At 59.4% G+C, this 14,579-nt stretch carries 15 protein-coding genes and 1 riboswitch; of the genes, 3 read left to right on the forward strand and 12 right to left on the reverse strand.

What is annotated here, in order from left to right; translation table 11 throughout:
- The 3 genes from ACW81B_RS05515 to ACW81B_RS05525 are packed head-to-tail and all read right to left on the reverse strand — an operon-like array spanning position 1 to position 2,312.
- Positions 1 to 1,320: a TolC family outer membrane protein gene (locus tag ACW81B_RS05515; protein ID WP_491579219.1), complete on the reverse strand. Its 1,320-nt coding sequence runs from the start codon at positions 1,318 to 1,320 to the stop codon at positions 1 to 3.
- Positions 1,321 to 1,326: 6 nt separating this feature from the next.
- Positions 1,327 to 1,647, reverse strand: coding sequence for a rhodanese-like domain-containing protein (locus ACW81B_RS05520; protein ID WP_491579220.1), 321 nt, complete (start codon positions 1,645 to 1,647; stop codon positions 1,327 to 1,329).
- 2 nt (positions 1,648 to 1,649) lie between these two features.
- The gene (locus tag ACW81B_RS05525; RefSeq protein ID WP_491579221.1) at positions 1,650 to 2,312 is read right to left on the reverse strand and encodes a protein-L-isoaspartate O-methyltransferase family protein; all 663 of its coding nucleotides are present in this window, start codon (positions 2,310 to 2,312) and stop codon (positions 1,650 to 1,652) included.
- An 81-nt stretch (positions 2,313 to 2,393) separates the two neighbouring features.
- Positions 2,394 to 2,491: riboswitch (TPP riboswitch) on the forward strand.
- A 44-nt stretch (positions 2,492 to 2,535) separates the two neighbouring features.
- On the opposite strand from ACW81B_RS05525, the gene thiC reads away from it, so the two are divergent.
- Positions 2,536 to 4,413, forward strand: a complete 1,878-nt coding sequence (thiC, locus tag ACW81B_RS05530) for a phosphomethylpyrimidine synthase ThiC (RefSeq protein ID WP_491579222.1) — start codon at positions 2,536 to 2,538, stop codon at positions 4,411 to 4,413.
- A 13-nt stretch (positions 4,414 to 4,426) separates the two neighbouring features.
- Here the strand turns inward: thiC and ACW81B_RS05535 are convergent, their stop codons facing one another.
- From ACW81B_RS05535 to moaC, 6 genes are all read right to left on the reverse strand, one after another.
- Positions 4,427 to 5,806: a response regulator gene (locus ACW81B_RS05535; protein WP_491579223.1), complete on the reverse strand. Its 1,380-nt coding sequence runs from the start codon at positions 5,804 to 5,806 to the stop codon at positions 4,427 to 4,429.
- Between the two features lie 33 nt (positions 5,807 to 5,839).
- Complete coding sequence (locus ACW81B_RS05540; RefSeq protein WP_491579224.1) at positions 5,840 to 7,123, reverse strand: M18 family aminopeptidase; 1,284 nt, start codon at positions 7,121 to 7,123, stop codon at positions 5,840 to 5,842.
- On the reverse strand, positions 7,123 to 7,344 hold the full coding sequence (locus ACW81B_RS05545; RefSeq protein WP_491579225.1) for a DUF1289 domain-containing protein: 222 nt from the start codon (positions 7,342 to 7,344) through the stop codon (positions 7,123 to 7,125). Before ACW81B_RS05545 ends, ACW81B_RS05540 begins: the two co-directional genes overlap by 1 nt.
- Entirely contained in the window at positions 7,337 to 7,684 is a 348-nt protein-coding gene (locus ACW81B_RS05550) for a hypothetical protein (RefSeq protein WP_491579226.1), read from the reverse strand. Before ACW81B_RS05550 ends, ACW81B_RS05545 begins: the two co-directional genes overlap by 8 nt.
- Before the next feature lie 63 nt (positions 7,685 to 7,747).
- A complete protein-coding gene (locus ACW81B_RS05555) occupies positions 7,748 to 9,871 on the reverse strand; it encodes an EAL domain-containing protein (protein WP_491579227.1) in 2,124 nt (707 codons plus the stop codon).
- Positions 9,872 to 9,911: 40 nt separating this feature from the next.
- Positions 9,912 to 10,403 carry a cyclic pyranopterin monophosphate synthase MoaC gene (moaC, locus tag ACW81B_RS05560; RefSeq protein WP_491579228.1) on the reverse strand — a complete coding sequence of 164 codons (492 nt, stop codon included), beginning with the start codon at positions 10,401 to 10,403 and terminating at the stop codon, positions 9,912 to 9,914.
- A 137-nt stretch (positions 10,404 to 10,540) separates the two neighbouring features.
- Between moaC and ACW81B_RS05565 the strand changes: the two genes are divergently transcribed.
- Both ACW81B_RS05565 and ACW81B_RS05570 read left to right on the forward strand, forming a co-directional pair.
- Positions 10,541 to 10,780 carry a MoaD/ThiS family protein gene (locus ACW81B_RS05565; RefSeq protein WP_491579229.1) on the forward strand — a complete coding sequence of 80 codons (240 nt, stop codon included), beginning with the start codon at positions 10,541 to 10,543 and terminating at the stop codon, positions 10,778 to 10,780.
- A complete protein-coding gene (locus ACW81B_RS05570; protein WP_491579230.1) occupies positions 10,777 to 11,217 on the forward strand; it encodes a molybdenum cofactor biosynthesis protein MoaE in 441 nt (146 codons plus the stop codon). The genes ACW81B_RS05565 and ACW81B_RS05570 overlap by 4 nt, the downstream gene beginning before the upstream one ends.
- Before the next feature lie 65 nt (positions 11,218 to 11,282).
- Here the strand turns inward: ACW81B_RS05570 and ACW81B_RS05575 are convergent, their stop codons facing one another.
- The 3 genes from ACW81B_RS05575 to ACW81B_RS05585 all read right to left on the reverse strand — a co-directional run.
- Complete coding sequence (locus ACW81B_RS05575) at positions 11,283 to 11,825, reverse strand: metallophosphoesterase family protein (protein ID WP_491579231.1); 543 nt, start codon at positions 11,823 to 11,825, stop codon at positions 11,283 to 11,285.
- Between the two features lie 8 nt (positions 11,826 to 11,833).
- Entirely contained in the window at positions 11,834 to 12,382 is a 549-nt protein-coding gene (gene ppa / locus ACW81B_RS05580) for an inorganic diphosphatase (RefSeq protein WP_491579232.1), read from the reverse strand.
- Between the two features lie 772 nt (positions 12,383 to 13,154).
- A partial coding sequence (locus ACW81B_RS05585) for a sodium-translocating pyrophosphatase (RefSeq protein ID WP_491579233.1) occupies positions 13,155 to 14,579 on the reverse strand: 1,425 nt, incomplete at its 5' end.

Here is a 14,579-nt window from a genome sequence, read left to right on the forward strand (position 1 = left end):
CTATGGTGCGTCAGGTGTATTTTTCAGTGCGCGATTGACCTCGACCAGGTCGTCGCGTGACAGGATGCCGGTGGCGCGTTTCAGGCGCAGCTGGTCGACCACGTACTGCGAGCGTGCGCGCGCATAGTTGAGCCGGGCCAGGTAGTGTTCGCGTTGTGCATTGAGCACATCGACGATGGTACGGGTGCCGACTTCGAAGCCGGCCTCTTCCGCTTCCACCGCGACCCGGGTGGATTCCAGCGATTCACTCAGTGCGCGGACCTGGGCAATGTCGGTACGAATGCCGCGCCAGGCATTGCGTGTCGCCAGCTCGGCGCTGCGTACAGCCTGTTGCAGTTGCTGGGTGGCTTGCTCGAAGCGGCTGCGCGCCTGGCGGGTGCGCGAGCTTGTCGCGCCGCCCTGGTAGAGCGGGATGTTGAGCTGGATACCGATATCGCTGTCCTGGCGTTTGATGGGGGCAATACCGCCGAAGTTGACGTCCTGGTAGCGTGCGCTGGCGCTGAAGTCGAGTGTCGGCAGATGTCCGGCACGCTGGCGACGCATTTCCTGGCGCGCGGCTTCACTGGCGGCCTGGGCAGACAGTACCTGCAGGTTCTGCTGCTTTGCCTGGTTGATCCAGTGTTCGGGTGAGTCGGGGTCGGGGCGGACCAGTCTCAGGTCATCGCGTAACAGGGCGAGCTTGTCGAAATATTCACCGGTCAGTTCACGCAGGGCGTCACGGCTGCCTTCCAGTTCGCTGACAGCGCGAATTTCCTGGCTGACGGCAATATCGTAACGGGCCTGCGCTGCCTTGACGTCGGTAATGGCGATCAGCCCGACATCGAAACGCTGCTTTGCCTGGTCCAGTTGACGGCCGATGGCGCTTTTTTCCGCATGGGCAAAATCCAGGTTGTCCTGTGCATCGAGTACGGCGAAGTAGCGTTCAGCCACATCGACCATCAGCGCCTGTTGTGCGGCGGCATAATCGGCCTCGGCAGCGGCAATGGTGCTGTCGGCCTGTTTCAGGGCAATCCAGCGGTCGTAGCGGAACAGTGGCTGGACCAGCCTGATACTGGCCAGCTTGTCTGTGCTGTAGGTGGCGTCCCGGGACGGGTCGATATTTTTGAAACGCGAGCGTCCCAGCGAGGCGCCCAGATCCAGGCTGGGCAGCAGGCCGGCGAAGGCCTGGGGACGATTTTCACGGGTCGCATCCAGACTTGCAGCCGCTGCGGCCAGTGTGGGGTTGTTACGCGCGGCAACTTCGTAGACCGTCAGCAGGTCTGCCGCATTGGCCATGTGGCCGGTTACCAGCAGTGCGATCAGTGTCAGCAGATGTCTCATAAGCACTCAGTAGGTTGGCATCCGGCGGTCAACTTCCTTTGCCCACGCATCCACCCCGCCAGCCAGGTTGATCACGTTACTGAAGCCTTCGCTTTCCAGAAAACGGCACACCACACGACTGCGTATACCGTGATGGCAGATGACGACAATTTCACTCGTGCTGTCGAGTTCATGGATCTGTTCGCCGATCTGGCGCATGGGAACCAGGGTCGAACCCTCGATACGCGCCTTGTCGAATTCCCACGGTTCGCGCACGTCGAGCAGCAGGGGTTTGCAATCCGTCTCACACAGCCAGGCATGCAGTTCGCTGGCACTGAGTTCACGCATGTTCAGAACCTGAATGCCCCTGCTCGCGGGGCGTTGATCAGTGGAGGGACGGAAGTCTCGAACAGGCTTTCCTCGTTCCATTCCCGGTCATCGGTGCGGGTGATGAGCAGCGCCTGCATGATCGGTGGTTTGCCGACGATAACAAACAGGCGTCCACCCGGGTTGAGCAGTTCGTGGTAGCCGTGATGCAGTAACGGTAATGAGCCGGTCACGGCAATGGCATCATAGCGCTGTGTCGTCTCCAGCCCGCTGGCCGCATCGGTGTGCTCGAAGGTCACATGATCGATGTCATGTTGTTCCAGTTTGTCACTGGCCTGCTCGATGAAGTCGGCAAAAATGTCGACGGAGTGTACGCTGCCCGCCAGCCTGGCCAGACAGGCCGTGAGGTAGCCGCTGCCGGTGCCGATCTCCAGAACGCGGTCGGTCGGTTTCAGCAACAGGCTTTGCAACAGCCGGCCTTCCAGCCTGGGTGGCATCATCACCTGGTCGTGCTGCAGCGGTACGCTGATGTCCGAGAAGGCCAGGGCGCGGTAACGTTGCGGCACAAAGTCCTCGCGCGGGGTGCTGGCGAGTGTTTCAAGTACCTGATCGTCAAGCACATCCCAGGGTCGGATCTGTTGTTCGATCATGTTGAAGCGGGCTTCTTCCAGATTCAGTGCATTCATCAGGGTTATTTCCTCCGTGTCCGATCAAGGGTACTGGCGTGCGGGTGTGCTTGCAATACTTCCATCCTTTAGCTACTTTGTCCGCGCAGCTAGGGGTGCTCCTGTGTCAACGGGGCTGAGAAACACCCTTTGAACCTGAACCGGTTAATACCAGCGCAGGGAAGCTGAACACTGCATCAGTCTTCCCCGCAACCCGTCACCACCCGAACAGAGGGGAAACTCCATGAGCGCCATCCCGGAAGAATTTATCCAGAAGACCAGCGAGCTTTCCGCTGAAGTTACCCGGCCGTTTCCCGGTTCACGCAAAATCTATGTCGAGGGTTCGCGCGCGGACATCCGCGTGGGTATGCGCGAGATCGAGCAGGCCGACACAGCCGCCAGTTTTGGTGTCGAGAAAAACCCTCCCATCACCGTGTATGACACATCCGGTCCCTACACCGATCCGAATGTAAAAATTAACCTGCTGGAAGGGTTGCCGGCATTGCGCCGTACCTGGATCGAGGAACGTGGCGATACCGAGTGCCTGGACGGTCCCAGCTCTGAATTCGGCCGCCAGCGTAACAGTGACCCTGAGCTGGCCAGACTGCGCTTTGAACACATCAGCAAGCCGCGCCGCGCCAGGGCCGGTGCCAACGTGTCGCAGATGCATTATGCGCGTAAGGGTATTATTACGCCCGAGATGGAATACGTCGCCATCCGTGAAAACCTGCGGCTGGAAATGCTGAAGGACAGTGCCCTGCTGCGCCAGCACAAGGGGCAGAGTTTCGGCGCCAGTGTGCCGGAGCGGGTGACGCCGGAATTCGTGCGCGATGAAATTGCCCGCGGGCGTGCCATCATCCCGGCCAATATCAATCACCCGGAACTGGAGCCGATGATCATCGGCCGTAACTTCCTGGTGAAGGTCAACACCAACATCGGCAACTCGGCCGTGACCTCATCGATTGCCGAGGAAGTGGAGAAAATGGTCTGGTCGACACGCTGGGGCGGTGACACGGTAATGGATCTGTCCACTGGCAAGAACATCCATGAAACCCGTGAGTGGATTCTGCGCAACTCACCGGTGCCGGTCGGTACTGTGCCGATCTACCAGGCGCTGGAAAAGGTCGACGGCAAGGCCGAAGAGCTGAGCTGGGAGCTGTTCCGCGACACGCTCATCGAGCAGGCCGAGCAAGGTGTGGATTATTTCACCATCCACGCCGGCGTGCGCCTGAAATACGTGCCATTAACAGCCGATCGCGTGACCGGGATTGTTTCGCGCGGTGGTTCCATTATGGCGAAGTGGTGCCTGGCACATCACGAGGAAAGTTTCCTCTATACGCATTTTTCCGATATCTGCGAAATCATGAAGGCCTACGATGTGTCCTTCTCGCTGGGCGACGGTCTGCGCCCGGGCTCGCTGGCGGATGCCAATGATGCGGCGCAGTTCGGCGAACTGGAAACGCTGGGTGAGCTTACCGGAATTGCCTGGGAGCATGATGTGCAGGTCATGATCGAGGGGCCTGGCCACGTGCCCATGCAGCTCATCAAGGAGAATATGGACAAGGAGCTGCGTGATTGTTACGAGGCGCCGTTCTACACGCTTGGCCCGTTGACCACCGATATTGCACCGGCCTACGATCATATTACATCCGCCATTGGCGCCGCGCAGATCGGCTGGTACGGCACCGCGATGCTGTGTTACGTCACGCCCAAGGAACACCTGGGCCTGCCCAACAAGGAAGATGTGCGCGAAGGCATTATTACCTACAAGATTGCCGCCCACGCTGCCGACCTGGCCAAGGGCCATCCCGGCGCGCAGGTACGCGATAACGCCATGTCCAAGGCGCGTTTCGAGTTCCGCTGGGAAGACCAGTTCAACCTGGCGCTGGACCCCGAACGGGCGCGTGAATACCACGACGAGACCCTGCCCAGGGATTCCGCCAAGGTGGCGCACTTCTGCTCCATGTGCGGGCCGCACTTCTGCTCCATGAAGATTACCCAGGACGTGCGCGAGTATGCGCGCGAGCATGGCATGTCGGCAGACGATGCCCTGAAGCAGGGCATGCAGGAAAAATCAGTCGAGTTCGTGAAGGGTGGCGCGGAGATCTACAAAAAGGCCTGACCTGCACACGTCCCTACTCCGGGACCAGCTGTATCAGCACGCGGTTGTTCGCAGCGGCAATACGGTTCCATTCACCGGCTTTTGTCGCCGGCTCACGTGGTGGGTAGTCGGCGAGGGACTCGCTACGCGGGACGGCGCGGATTTCCAGTTCTATGCTGCCATCCTGCAGCCAGGGAGAGCTGGCAACCAGGTTGGCGAATGTCAGTGACTGGTGGGTCGAGGCTGAATCGGTGGGTTGCACCGGGTTCATAATGGTACTGCACTGGTCCAGTGTGATGTCTTCAGCGGCAAGTTCGAAGCCTTTTTCCTGGCTGCCCTGCAAGCAGAATTCACCCGTATGGGTTTCCAGCACCAGCTTGCCTGCAAAGCCAGTGCGGCCAAGCTGGTCGAGCAGTTGTGCAATGGTTCGCATGCGTGCGCCGTCGAGCGCAATTTCATTCCAGGGGTAGTTCATATCCTGGCTCAATGCCCAGCTTACCGTTTGCCATAGCTGTTTAATCCGCTCCCCTGTGTTATCCCTGTCTACCGGGTCAGGTTTTGCGCCACGTTCTACCGGTTCAGCCTGGATCTTTGGCCGGCCGGCCACAGCAATGTCCGCTGTACTGTAAAGGTCCTTGTCGCCTGCGTCATTGCGCGAGGTAAAGTTCCAGGTCAGGGAAATGAACAACAGGACAATCAGCAGGATCATGGGTAAAATCGAAGGGGGGTGTGCCGGGGGTGGCAATTGCTGGCGTAGCGCATTGATTTTTTCATCCAGCAGCTGGTCGAGTTTTTCACGGGTCTGGCGTGCGGCTGTATCCAGGCCCAGCAACAGATCCTTGCGGATTTCCACGCGTTGCTCGTCAAGCATACGGCGCAGCTGGATCTGTACCGGTTCCGCGTCATCTTCAGGTCGGCCAGTGCTGGCCGCGGCCTCGATAACAGGGATATCGGGAGTTTGTCGTGGGTACAGGTCGTCGAGGCGTTCTGACGCCATTTCGTCTTCCTGCTGGCCGCTTTCCTCACGGTTGCGCCGCTCGTCGAGCAGTCCGATGCGTTTGAGTGATTCGTACAGTTCGGCGGGCGCCACGGTCTTCGGCAGCACACCGACTGCGCCCAGGGCGCGCGCCTGGCCGAGGTAAAGGTCGCCACCCTTCGAGGTGTACATCATCACCGGGATGGTGGCGGTCTGTGGGTTGTCCTTGATGGCGCGCACGGCTTCGAACCCGTCCATACCCGGCATCATGTGGTCCATGAAAATCGCGTCTGGACGGTTGCTGACGAGAAACTCCAGCGCCTCGGCAGCGGATTCAGCGGTGTCGACAATCAGGCCGTGCTTTTCCAGCATGCGGCGCAGTACCATGCGGGCGGATTTTGAATCATCGACAACCAGTGCGCGTTTCTGATCTGACATCACTGTCTCCCGCTGTTTCCGGTCAGGGATGGTTCAATAAACAAAAAATTCCTTCAGCGCCTGGTGCAGATAGCCCGTGTCCTTGCTGCCGGCCAGTTCACGGATGGAGTGCATGGCGAAGGTCGGCACGCCGACATCGAGGGTGCGCACGCCGATGTTGCTTGCAGTGATCGGGCCGATGGTGCTGCCACAGGCCATATCACTTCGCACCACGAAGGACTGAACCGGTACATCGGCGCGTTCGCACAGCAGCCGGAACAGGGCGGCGGTTTCACTGTTGGTGGCATAGCGCTGGCTGGCGTTGGTTTTTATAACCGGGCCGTGGTTCAGTTGCGGGCCATGATCGGCATCGTGTTTGTCTGCATAGTTGGGGTGAATGCCGTGCGCGTTATCGGCGGATATCATCCACGACCGGTCGATACAGCGCGCCAGCGTCTCGTGGTCGCTGCACAGGCGTTGCAGTACCGATTTCAGGAACGGGCCATCTGCTCCGCAGGCGGAAGCGCTGCCAACCTCTTCGTGGTCGTTGCAGACCAGCAGTTTTGATCGCGTGTCCTCGCTGTCGAGCAGGGCGCGCAGTGCGATAAAGCAGCTGAGCAGGTTATCCAGCCTTGCGGACGCAATGAAGTCAGCCTTGAGACCGGTGAATGCAGGCGGCTGGCAATCGTACAGTGACAGTTCAAATTCGAGGACCTGCTCGATATTCAGCCCCGGGTGCTGGTTGCGGGCTGTGTCGCGCAGCAAGGCCCTGAAGTCGGCGGGTGAAGACGCGTCGGTTTGCATCACCACCGGCGGCAGGTGTTTCTGTGCATCGATGCTGCGCGACTTGTTGGCGTCGCGGTCGAGATGGATTGCCAGGCTGGGGATGGTGGCGACGGCCTGTTTGAAGTCGATCAGCACATTGTTCAGTTGTTGGGCGGCATCCCGGTAGCTTATGCGGCCTGCAATCGACAGGTCACGGTCGAACCAGGGATTGAGCAGTGCGCCGCCATAAACCTCCACGCCCAGCTGGTAGTAGCCCTGGCGGATCGTTTCAGGTTGAGGTTTGATGCGCAGGCAGGGGCTGTCGGTGTGTGCGCCGACCATGCGCAAGCCCTGCTCCGGCGGGGATTGCGGGGCGAGCGTAAACGCGATAATGGATGAGTTGTTGCGAGTGATGAAATAGCGTCCACCTGCCCGGGTCTGCCAGCGATCAGCCTCCTTCAGTTCGTCGAAGCCGGCATCCATTAACGTCTGGCGCAGGTTGTGCGTGGCGTGAAACGGTGTTGGTGAGCGCTGGATGAAGTCGAGCAGGTCAGTGTTCAGGGGGCTTTGCATTAAATAGTTTCCGCCGGGTTGTGGCCGCGTTGTTGTTTGCGTTGAGCCGCATTGTGCAGAATTTTTTGTCGAACTGCATTGTCGGCTTCGCCCCAGGCGCAGATCTCTGTCAGGCTGCGGTAGCAGCCAAGGCAGATGTCGTTTTCGTCGAGACAGCAGTTGCGGATGCAGGGTGAGGCGATGGTGGACGGGTGTATCGATCCACCAGGCCGCTCAGGCATACAGATTCAGGCGCGTGCCGGAGCGGGATTGAGCGCTGCCGGTATCGCGGGCGTCGTCGGGTGAACGGCGATTGGAAATGGCGCGGCGGTCATGTTTGCTGCGTGTGTCCAGCACTACCGGGATCTGCTGTTTACGGCGGTCTGTCCCTGTGCGGCGGTCTCCCGCGCGGCGATCACGCTGTTTACCCGGATCCCGCTGCATACCCTTGCCCATTTGCGGGGCATGTGTGGACGGGTAGGGCGACACCGCATCGACATTGCGCGTGATGGCGGGGCGCCGGTTGTCGGCCCTGAGATTCTGGATACCGGCATCTTCCGAAACGAGGTTAATCCACTGCATAGGTGAAATTATAGCGTTTTTGTCCGCTCAGGGGTATGCCTGTGAAGTCGCCGGGATGAAGGACTAAATGTTTGATACAGAAGTTGTTTTATCAATCGGAGTGACATTGCTTTCATCGAGTAATGGCTGCGGACGACTGAAGTGATAGCCCTGTGCATAGTCCACGCCGATCTCGCGCAACAGGGTGGCGATGGCCTCGTTTTCGACAAATTCGGCAATCGTGCGGATGCTCAGGGTATGGCCAACCTGGTGTATCGCCTCCACGATGGCCCGGTTCATCGGGTTGGTGTCCATGTCTTTTACGAAGCCGCCATCGATTTTCAGGAAGTCCACCGGCAGGTTTTTCAGGTAGCCGAATGAACTCAGTCCACTGCCAAAATCGTCGAGTGAAAAGCGGCAACCGAGTTTCTTCAGGGTCTTGATGATGTGGCTGGCCCTGGCCAGGTTGAATACTGCTGCAGTTTCCGTCACCTCGAAGCACAGCTGACTGGTGCGAATCCGGTATTCATCGATTTTTTGCGCGATATAGTCGGAAAAGCCTTCTTCATTGAGTGAATTCCCGGACAGGTTGATGGAATAGATACCCTTGTCTCCACGCTGCTGCAAGCGACGCAGGTGCTGGAAAGCGTTGTCGATGACCCAGCGGTCGAGGGCATTCATCAGGTTGTAGCGTTCAGCCGCAGGGATAAAGTTGCCCGGCGGGATGATGGTGCCGTCGGGCGAACGCATGCGCACCAGCAGCTCAAAGTGCGGTGTCTTGTCCATGTCATTCAGCGCGGTGATCTCCTGGCGGTACAGGACGAAGCGGTTTTCTTCCAGTGCTTCCTTGATGCGCGACACCCAGTGCATTTCATTGTGTCGCTGGCCAAGATCGATGTCGCTTTCCTCGTACACGTGCACGCGGTTGCGGCCGGCCTCCTTGGCGACGTAACAGGCAACGTCCGCGGCGCTGAGTATCAGTGAGGCACTCCGGGCATCCTGCTGGATGGGCACCAAGCCGATACTGACACCGACATCGAAACGGCGGTCTTCCCACTGGTAGGTGAAGTTGCTGAAGGTCGTCAGCAGCCGGTCGGCAATTTCCCTGGCCTGTTCCATGGAAACGTTTTCCAGCAGCACGCCGAATTCATCGCCGCCCAGTCGCGCCAGTGAAGAGTTTGTCGGCACCTTGTCCAGCAGCATGCGGCTGAGCTGGCGGAGCAATTCATCGCCGGCATCGTGGCCGCAGGTATCGTTGATGACCTTGAACTGGTCGAGATCGAGGTACAGCAGGGCGTGTTCGCGGTTGCCGCGATTCCCCGAGGACAACAGGTTGTTCAGCCGTTCCGCAAACTCGCGCCGATTGACCAGGCCGGTCAAACTGTCGTGGGTGGCTTCCCAGGTCATTTGCCGTGCCATACGCCGCTCGCGGGTGACGTCGTGGAACACCAGTACTACACCTATGACGTTGTTCTCGCGGTCGAATATGGGGGCGGCCGAGTCCTCGATATGAAATTCCTGCCCGTCACGGTTGACCAGCAGGCATTGCTCGGTGAGGTTGACCACCTGCCGTGTACGCAGGCAGATGGACGCGGGATTCTCGATCGGGATGCGTGTTGACTCGTTGGTCAGTGGCAGCACTTCCGTGAGCGGGTGTCCCTGGGCCTCGCTGCTGCTCCAGCCAGTGACCCGTTCCGCGACCGGGTTCATGTAGTCAACGCGGCTGTCTGCATCGGTGGTAATAACGCCATCACCGATGGAGTGCAGGGTAACCAGTGCGCGTTCGCGTTCCTGGTACAGCGCTTCCTCGGCACGCCGGCGATCCGAGCGCTCCCGCACATCGCGCAGCTCACGGTCGATAGCCGGTATCAGCCGTGCAAGGTTATCCTTCATGATGTAGTCGTTGGCCCCGAAGCGCATGGCATCCACGGCAATTTCCTCACCAACGGTTCCCGAGACAAGGATAAACGGGGTATTGTGGTCCTGCTCGCGCAGAATACGCAGGGCTTCCAGGCCACTGAAGCCGGGCATGGCGTAATCGGAGATCACGATATGCCAGCTGTGATCCTTCAGGGCGTTCCGGAATGCGTCGGCACTGTCGACGCGCAGGTAATCGGGGGTGTAACCGGCGCGCCGAAGCCTGACCAGCAGCAGCTGTGCATCGTCGTCATTGTCCTCGGCGATCAGGACCTTGAGTGGCGCGGTCATATCAACTGTCTCTTCCCTGTTGTGTGATATATCGCATGTGTCAGCAGCCCCGCGACGCGTTGCGCTGCCAGTGGCCTGATTTACCGCCCAGCTTTTCCAGCAGGCGAACCTCGTGCAGTGTCATGCCACGGTCCACGGCCTTGCACATGTCATAAACCGTCAGCAGGGCAATTTGCACAGCCGTCAGTGCTTCCATTTCCACGCCCGTCTGCCCGCGCGTTTCAACCGTTGCGCGACAATACACGGAGGCCGGTTCATCGCGTGTTTCGAGTTCCAGCTCCACGCGTGTCAGTGCCAGGGGGTGGCAGAGGGGAATCAGCTCGGCGGTTCTCTTGGCAGCCATGATGCCGGCAATGCGGGCAATGCCGAGGACGTCGCCTTTTTTGTTATCGCCGCTGCGAATATGTTGCAGGGTTGAAGGTTGCATGGCAATCCAGCCATCGGCCACGGCACAGCGGCTCGATACGGCCTTGTCGCCGACATCGACCATATGCGCTTCGCCCGCCGCATTGAAATGGCTCAGTTTGCTCATCTTGCCTGTCCCGGTTCCCACATCTGGCCACGCAGAGCGTGGTAAACTTGATATCGGTATGTTCTCCAGAATCTTTTCGTGTGGTTGGATCTTACTATAGGTGTCTGGCGCACAGGTCGCAATGCAGGGCGGGAAAAATGCAGGTCAGGGTCAGATTGTTTGCCGGGTTGCGTGAGCGCCACGGTATAGACGTTAGCTCGGTATCGGCGCCGGAGGGCGTTACGGTGCGCGAGCTATGGCATCTTCTGTTGCCCGAAGAACCTTTGCCCGCCAATATATTGGCGGCACGGAATATGGAATACGTCGATTACGACGCGACACTGGAAGAGGACGATGAAGTGGCTTTCTTCCCGCCAGTGACCGGGGGGGCGTTATGAAGGTGGAGGTGACGGATCGGCCCTTCGACCCCTGGCAGCAAATCCAGCGCCGGCAGGCGCAGGCGCTGGGAGACACTGCTGCGAGCTTCGGGGCAACGGCTGTGTTTGTCGGCAGCATGCGCGATTTCAATGAAGGCGACAGCGTCCAGGGCATGTTCCTCGAGCACTACCCGGGTATGACCGAGCGCTACCTGGAAAAGATCAGCGCCGATGCCGCCGGGCGGTGGGACCTGATCGACACCCTGATTGTGCACCGTGTAGGTGAAATACAGCCGGCCGATCCGATTGTGCTGGTTGCCGTCTGGTCGGCGCATCGCAAGCAGGCTTTTGAGGCCAGCCGCTGGCTGATGGAAGAACTTAAATCAAATGCACCGTTCTGGAAGAAAGAACAGCTGAAGGACGGCAGTCGCTGGGTGGAGCACAACACACCTGGCTAGAAAAGCTCTGGTCAACCCGTCAACCCGTTACAACCCCGTCATACCGGCGAAGGCCGGTATCCATTTCACAAGGCAGCAATGTTTTCCGTTGCTGTATCGATGGTGACTTCGTGTACCTCGAAGGTCATGCTGTCCAGATCACCCATAACCCAGGTTGCCGGCGCTGCCACGCCGCCCACCGTGCCGGGATTGACCATATGCGTTTCCCCACCCTTGATGTTGGCCACTTTCTCGACCCGTACCTCGTGGTCGTGGCCGCAGCACACCAGGTCCCAGTCGCCGGTGGTCGCCAGAGCGCGCGCATAGTGCGGGTAGTGCACCAGGAAAACCCTGCGGCCGCATAATTCGATACCGGCATCCTGCCCGTAGAAGGTAATGTGATTGCCCGGCTGGTTGGCGATGCGCGCCATCATGTACAGGTCACCGGAGTTATTGCCGTGAATCACATGGATGGGCAGTTCAAACGGCTTCAGTACACTGAGCGTGCTGGGTGCGACAACGTCCCCGCAGTGCAGCACGGCCTCGGCCCCGGCGGCTTTGGCTGCGCTGACGGCGGCCGCCAGCAGCGGGCGGTGGTCGTGACTGTCGGAAACGATACAGACTTTCATGGCAGGACTCAGAAGTTGGGTTTTTCGGGGGCTTTTTTGTACAGCTCGACGCTGTCGAGGATTTCCTTGCGGGCTTCGTCAATGCCGGCCCAGCCCTCCACGCGCACCCACTTGCCCTCGTCCAGGTCCTTGTAGTGCTCGAAGAAGTGGGCTATCTGCTCCAGAATACTCGGCGGCAGGTCGCGGAAATCCTGCACCCGGCGGTATTCCTTGCACAGCTTGTCGATCGGCACCGCCAGCACCTTGGCATCGTCGCCCGACTCATCGGTCATTTTCAGTACGCCGACCGGCCGGCAACGCACCACGGAACCGCTGATCAGGGGCGCCGGTGTAAGGACAAGCACATCCACAGGGTCGCCATCTGGCGATAACGTGTGGGGAACGTAGCCATAATTGCAGGGATAATGCATGGCTGTGTTCATGAAGCGATCGACGAACATGGCGCCGGTCTGTTTGTCGACTTCGTATTTCACCGGGTCGGCGTGGGCCGGAATTTCGATAATGACATTAATGTCATTCGGCAGGTCCATACCGGAGCTGACGCGATCAAGATTCATGAGGGACTCCCGTCGAGGAATTCAAAATGGGCGGTGATTATAACGGGTCTGTATTAGGAAAGCCTGATTTAATTGGTTTGGGTGGTGTGGTTCGGGCCGGTGGCGAGGGAGGTGTCCCTGTCCGGTTCGACGGTTTGCCCGCTTCGCGGGTTCCCTGCGCTTCTCGCAAAACACGGCGTTCGCCAAACTCGCGGTTTCTTCGAAACCGCTCAGACAGGGCTCTCTTCTTCCGCGTTTTGCTGCGTTGCTCGGCTGCACCGACTCACCGGACAGGGACACCTCCCTCGCCACCGGCCCGAACCGGAAAGTTCGTGGCAGAGTTCTGTTTTCTTGCGATGCCTTGACCCGAAAGGCTAAGGTACCCGTAATGAAGCCCGGAGGGATTCTATGGGCGAAGCGCGGCAATCTCTCAAAGTCTGGCACATGACCAAAGAGATTGCCGCGCTACGCTCGCAATGAATTTATGAATGCGTCGTTGATGCTTGCACAGAGCCAGTCAGAGAGGCGGTCATATTTTTTCAGGCATCGATGCAGCCGAGCATCGCAGGACTGTTGCGATAGAGCGAGCGTTGTCTGAGCCCATTGCGTGTAACGCGATGGGCGAGTTTAGCGAGCGCGCAACAGTCCGAGAAGCGCAGGGAACCCGCGTAGCGGGCAAATCGCCGCCTGAAAAAATATGACCGCCTCTCTGACGAAAACAAGCCACAGAAACAAAAACGCCCCCGACCCGTAAAGCCGGAGGCGTACTGTAGTAACTAAAAAGTGCTTCAGGCTACAGCAGCGGCACAATCATCAACGCCACGATGTTGATAATCTTGATCAACGGGTTGATCGCCGGCCCCGCCGTATCCTTGTAGGGATCGCCAACCGTATCCCCGGTCACTGCCGCCTTGTGCGCATCGGAACCCTTGCCGCCGAAGTTGCCGTCCTCGATATACTTCTTGGCATTGTCCCAGGCACCGCCGCCGGTGGTCATGGAAATCGCCACGAACAGACCGGTGACGATGGTGCCGATCAGCAGGCCGCCCAGCGCCTCCTTGCCCAGCGTCAGGCCGACCACCACCGGCACCAGCACCGGCAGCAGCGACGGGATCACCATTTCCTTGATGGCTGCTCTGGTCAGCATGTCCACGGCCCGCGAGTAGTCCGGCTTCTGCGTGTAATCCATAATGCCGGGCATTTCACGGAACTGGCGGCGTACTTCGTTGACGATACCACCGGCGGCACGACCGACGGCTTCCATGGCCATGGCGCCGAACAGGTAGGGCACCAGTCCGCCGATGAACAGGCCGATGATGACCATGTGGTTATCCAGCGAGAAGTTCAGTACTTCACCGTTGCCATGGCTGGCCAGCGCATGCGTGTAGTCGGCGAACAACACCAGTGCCGCGAGACCGGCGGAACCGATGGCGTAGCCCTTGGTTACCGCCTTGGTGGTGTTGCCGACAGCGTCCAGCGGGTCGGTGATGTTGCGGATTTTCTCATCCAGTTCGGCCATCTCGGCAATGCCGCCGGCGTTGTCAGTGATCGGGCCGTAGGCATCCAGCGCTACGATGATGCCGGTCATTGACAGCATGGCGGTCGCGGCAATCGCAATACCGTACAGGCCGGCCAGTTCGTGAGCACCCCAGATGGAAGCGACTACGGCGAGAACCGGTGCCGCAGTAGATTTCATGGAAACGCCCAGGCCGGCAATTACGTTGGTGCCGTCACCGGTGGTGGAGGCTTCGGCGATATGACGTACCGGTGAAAATTCGGTTGCCGTGTAGTACTCGGTGATGACCACCATGGCGGCGGTCAGCGCCAGGCCGATGAGGCCGCAATAGAACAGGTTTATGCTGTCAACGCTGACGCCGTCCAGTACAACCGAGTCACCCATGATCTGCTGTGTGACGAAATAGAAGGCGCCGGCGGCCAGTACGCCAGCCATGATCAGGCCGCGGTACAGGGCATTCATGATCTTGCCGCCTTCGCGCGCCTTGACGAAGAAGGTGCCGATGATGGACGCGATAATGGAAACGCCACCCAGTACCAGCGGGTAGGCCGCTGCCTGCGCCGCGATATCCGAGAGCATCAGGGTGCCCAGCAGCATGGTGGCGACTACCGTTACGGCATAGGTCTCGAACAGGTCGGCAGCCATGCCGGCGCAGTCGCCGACGTTATCGCCGACGTTATCGGCGATAACCGCCGGGTTGCG

This window comes from Thiogranum sp. (assembly GCF_058323355.1).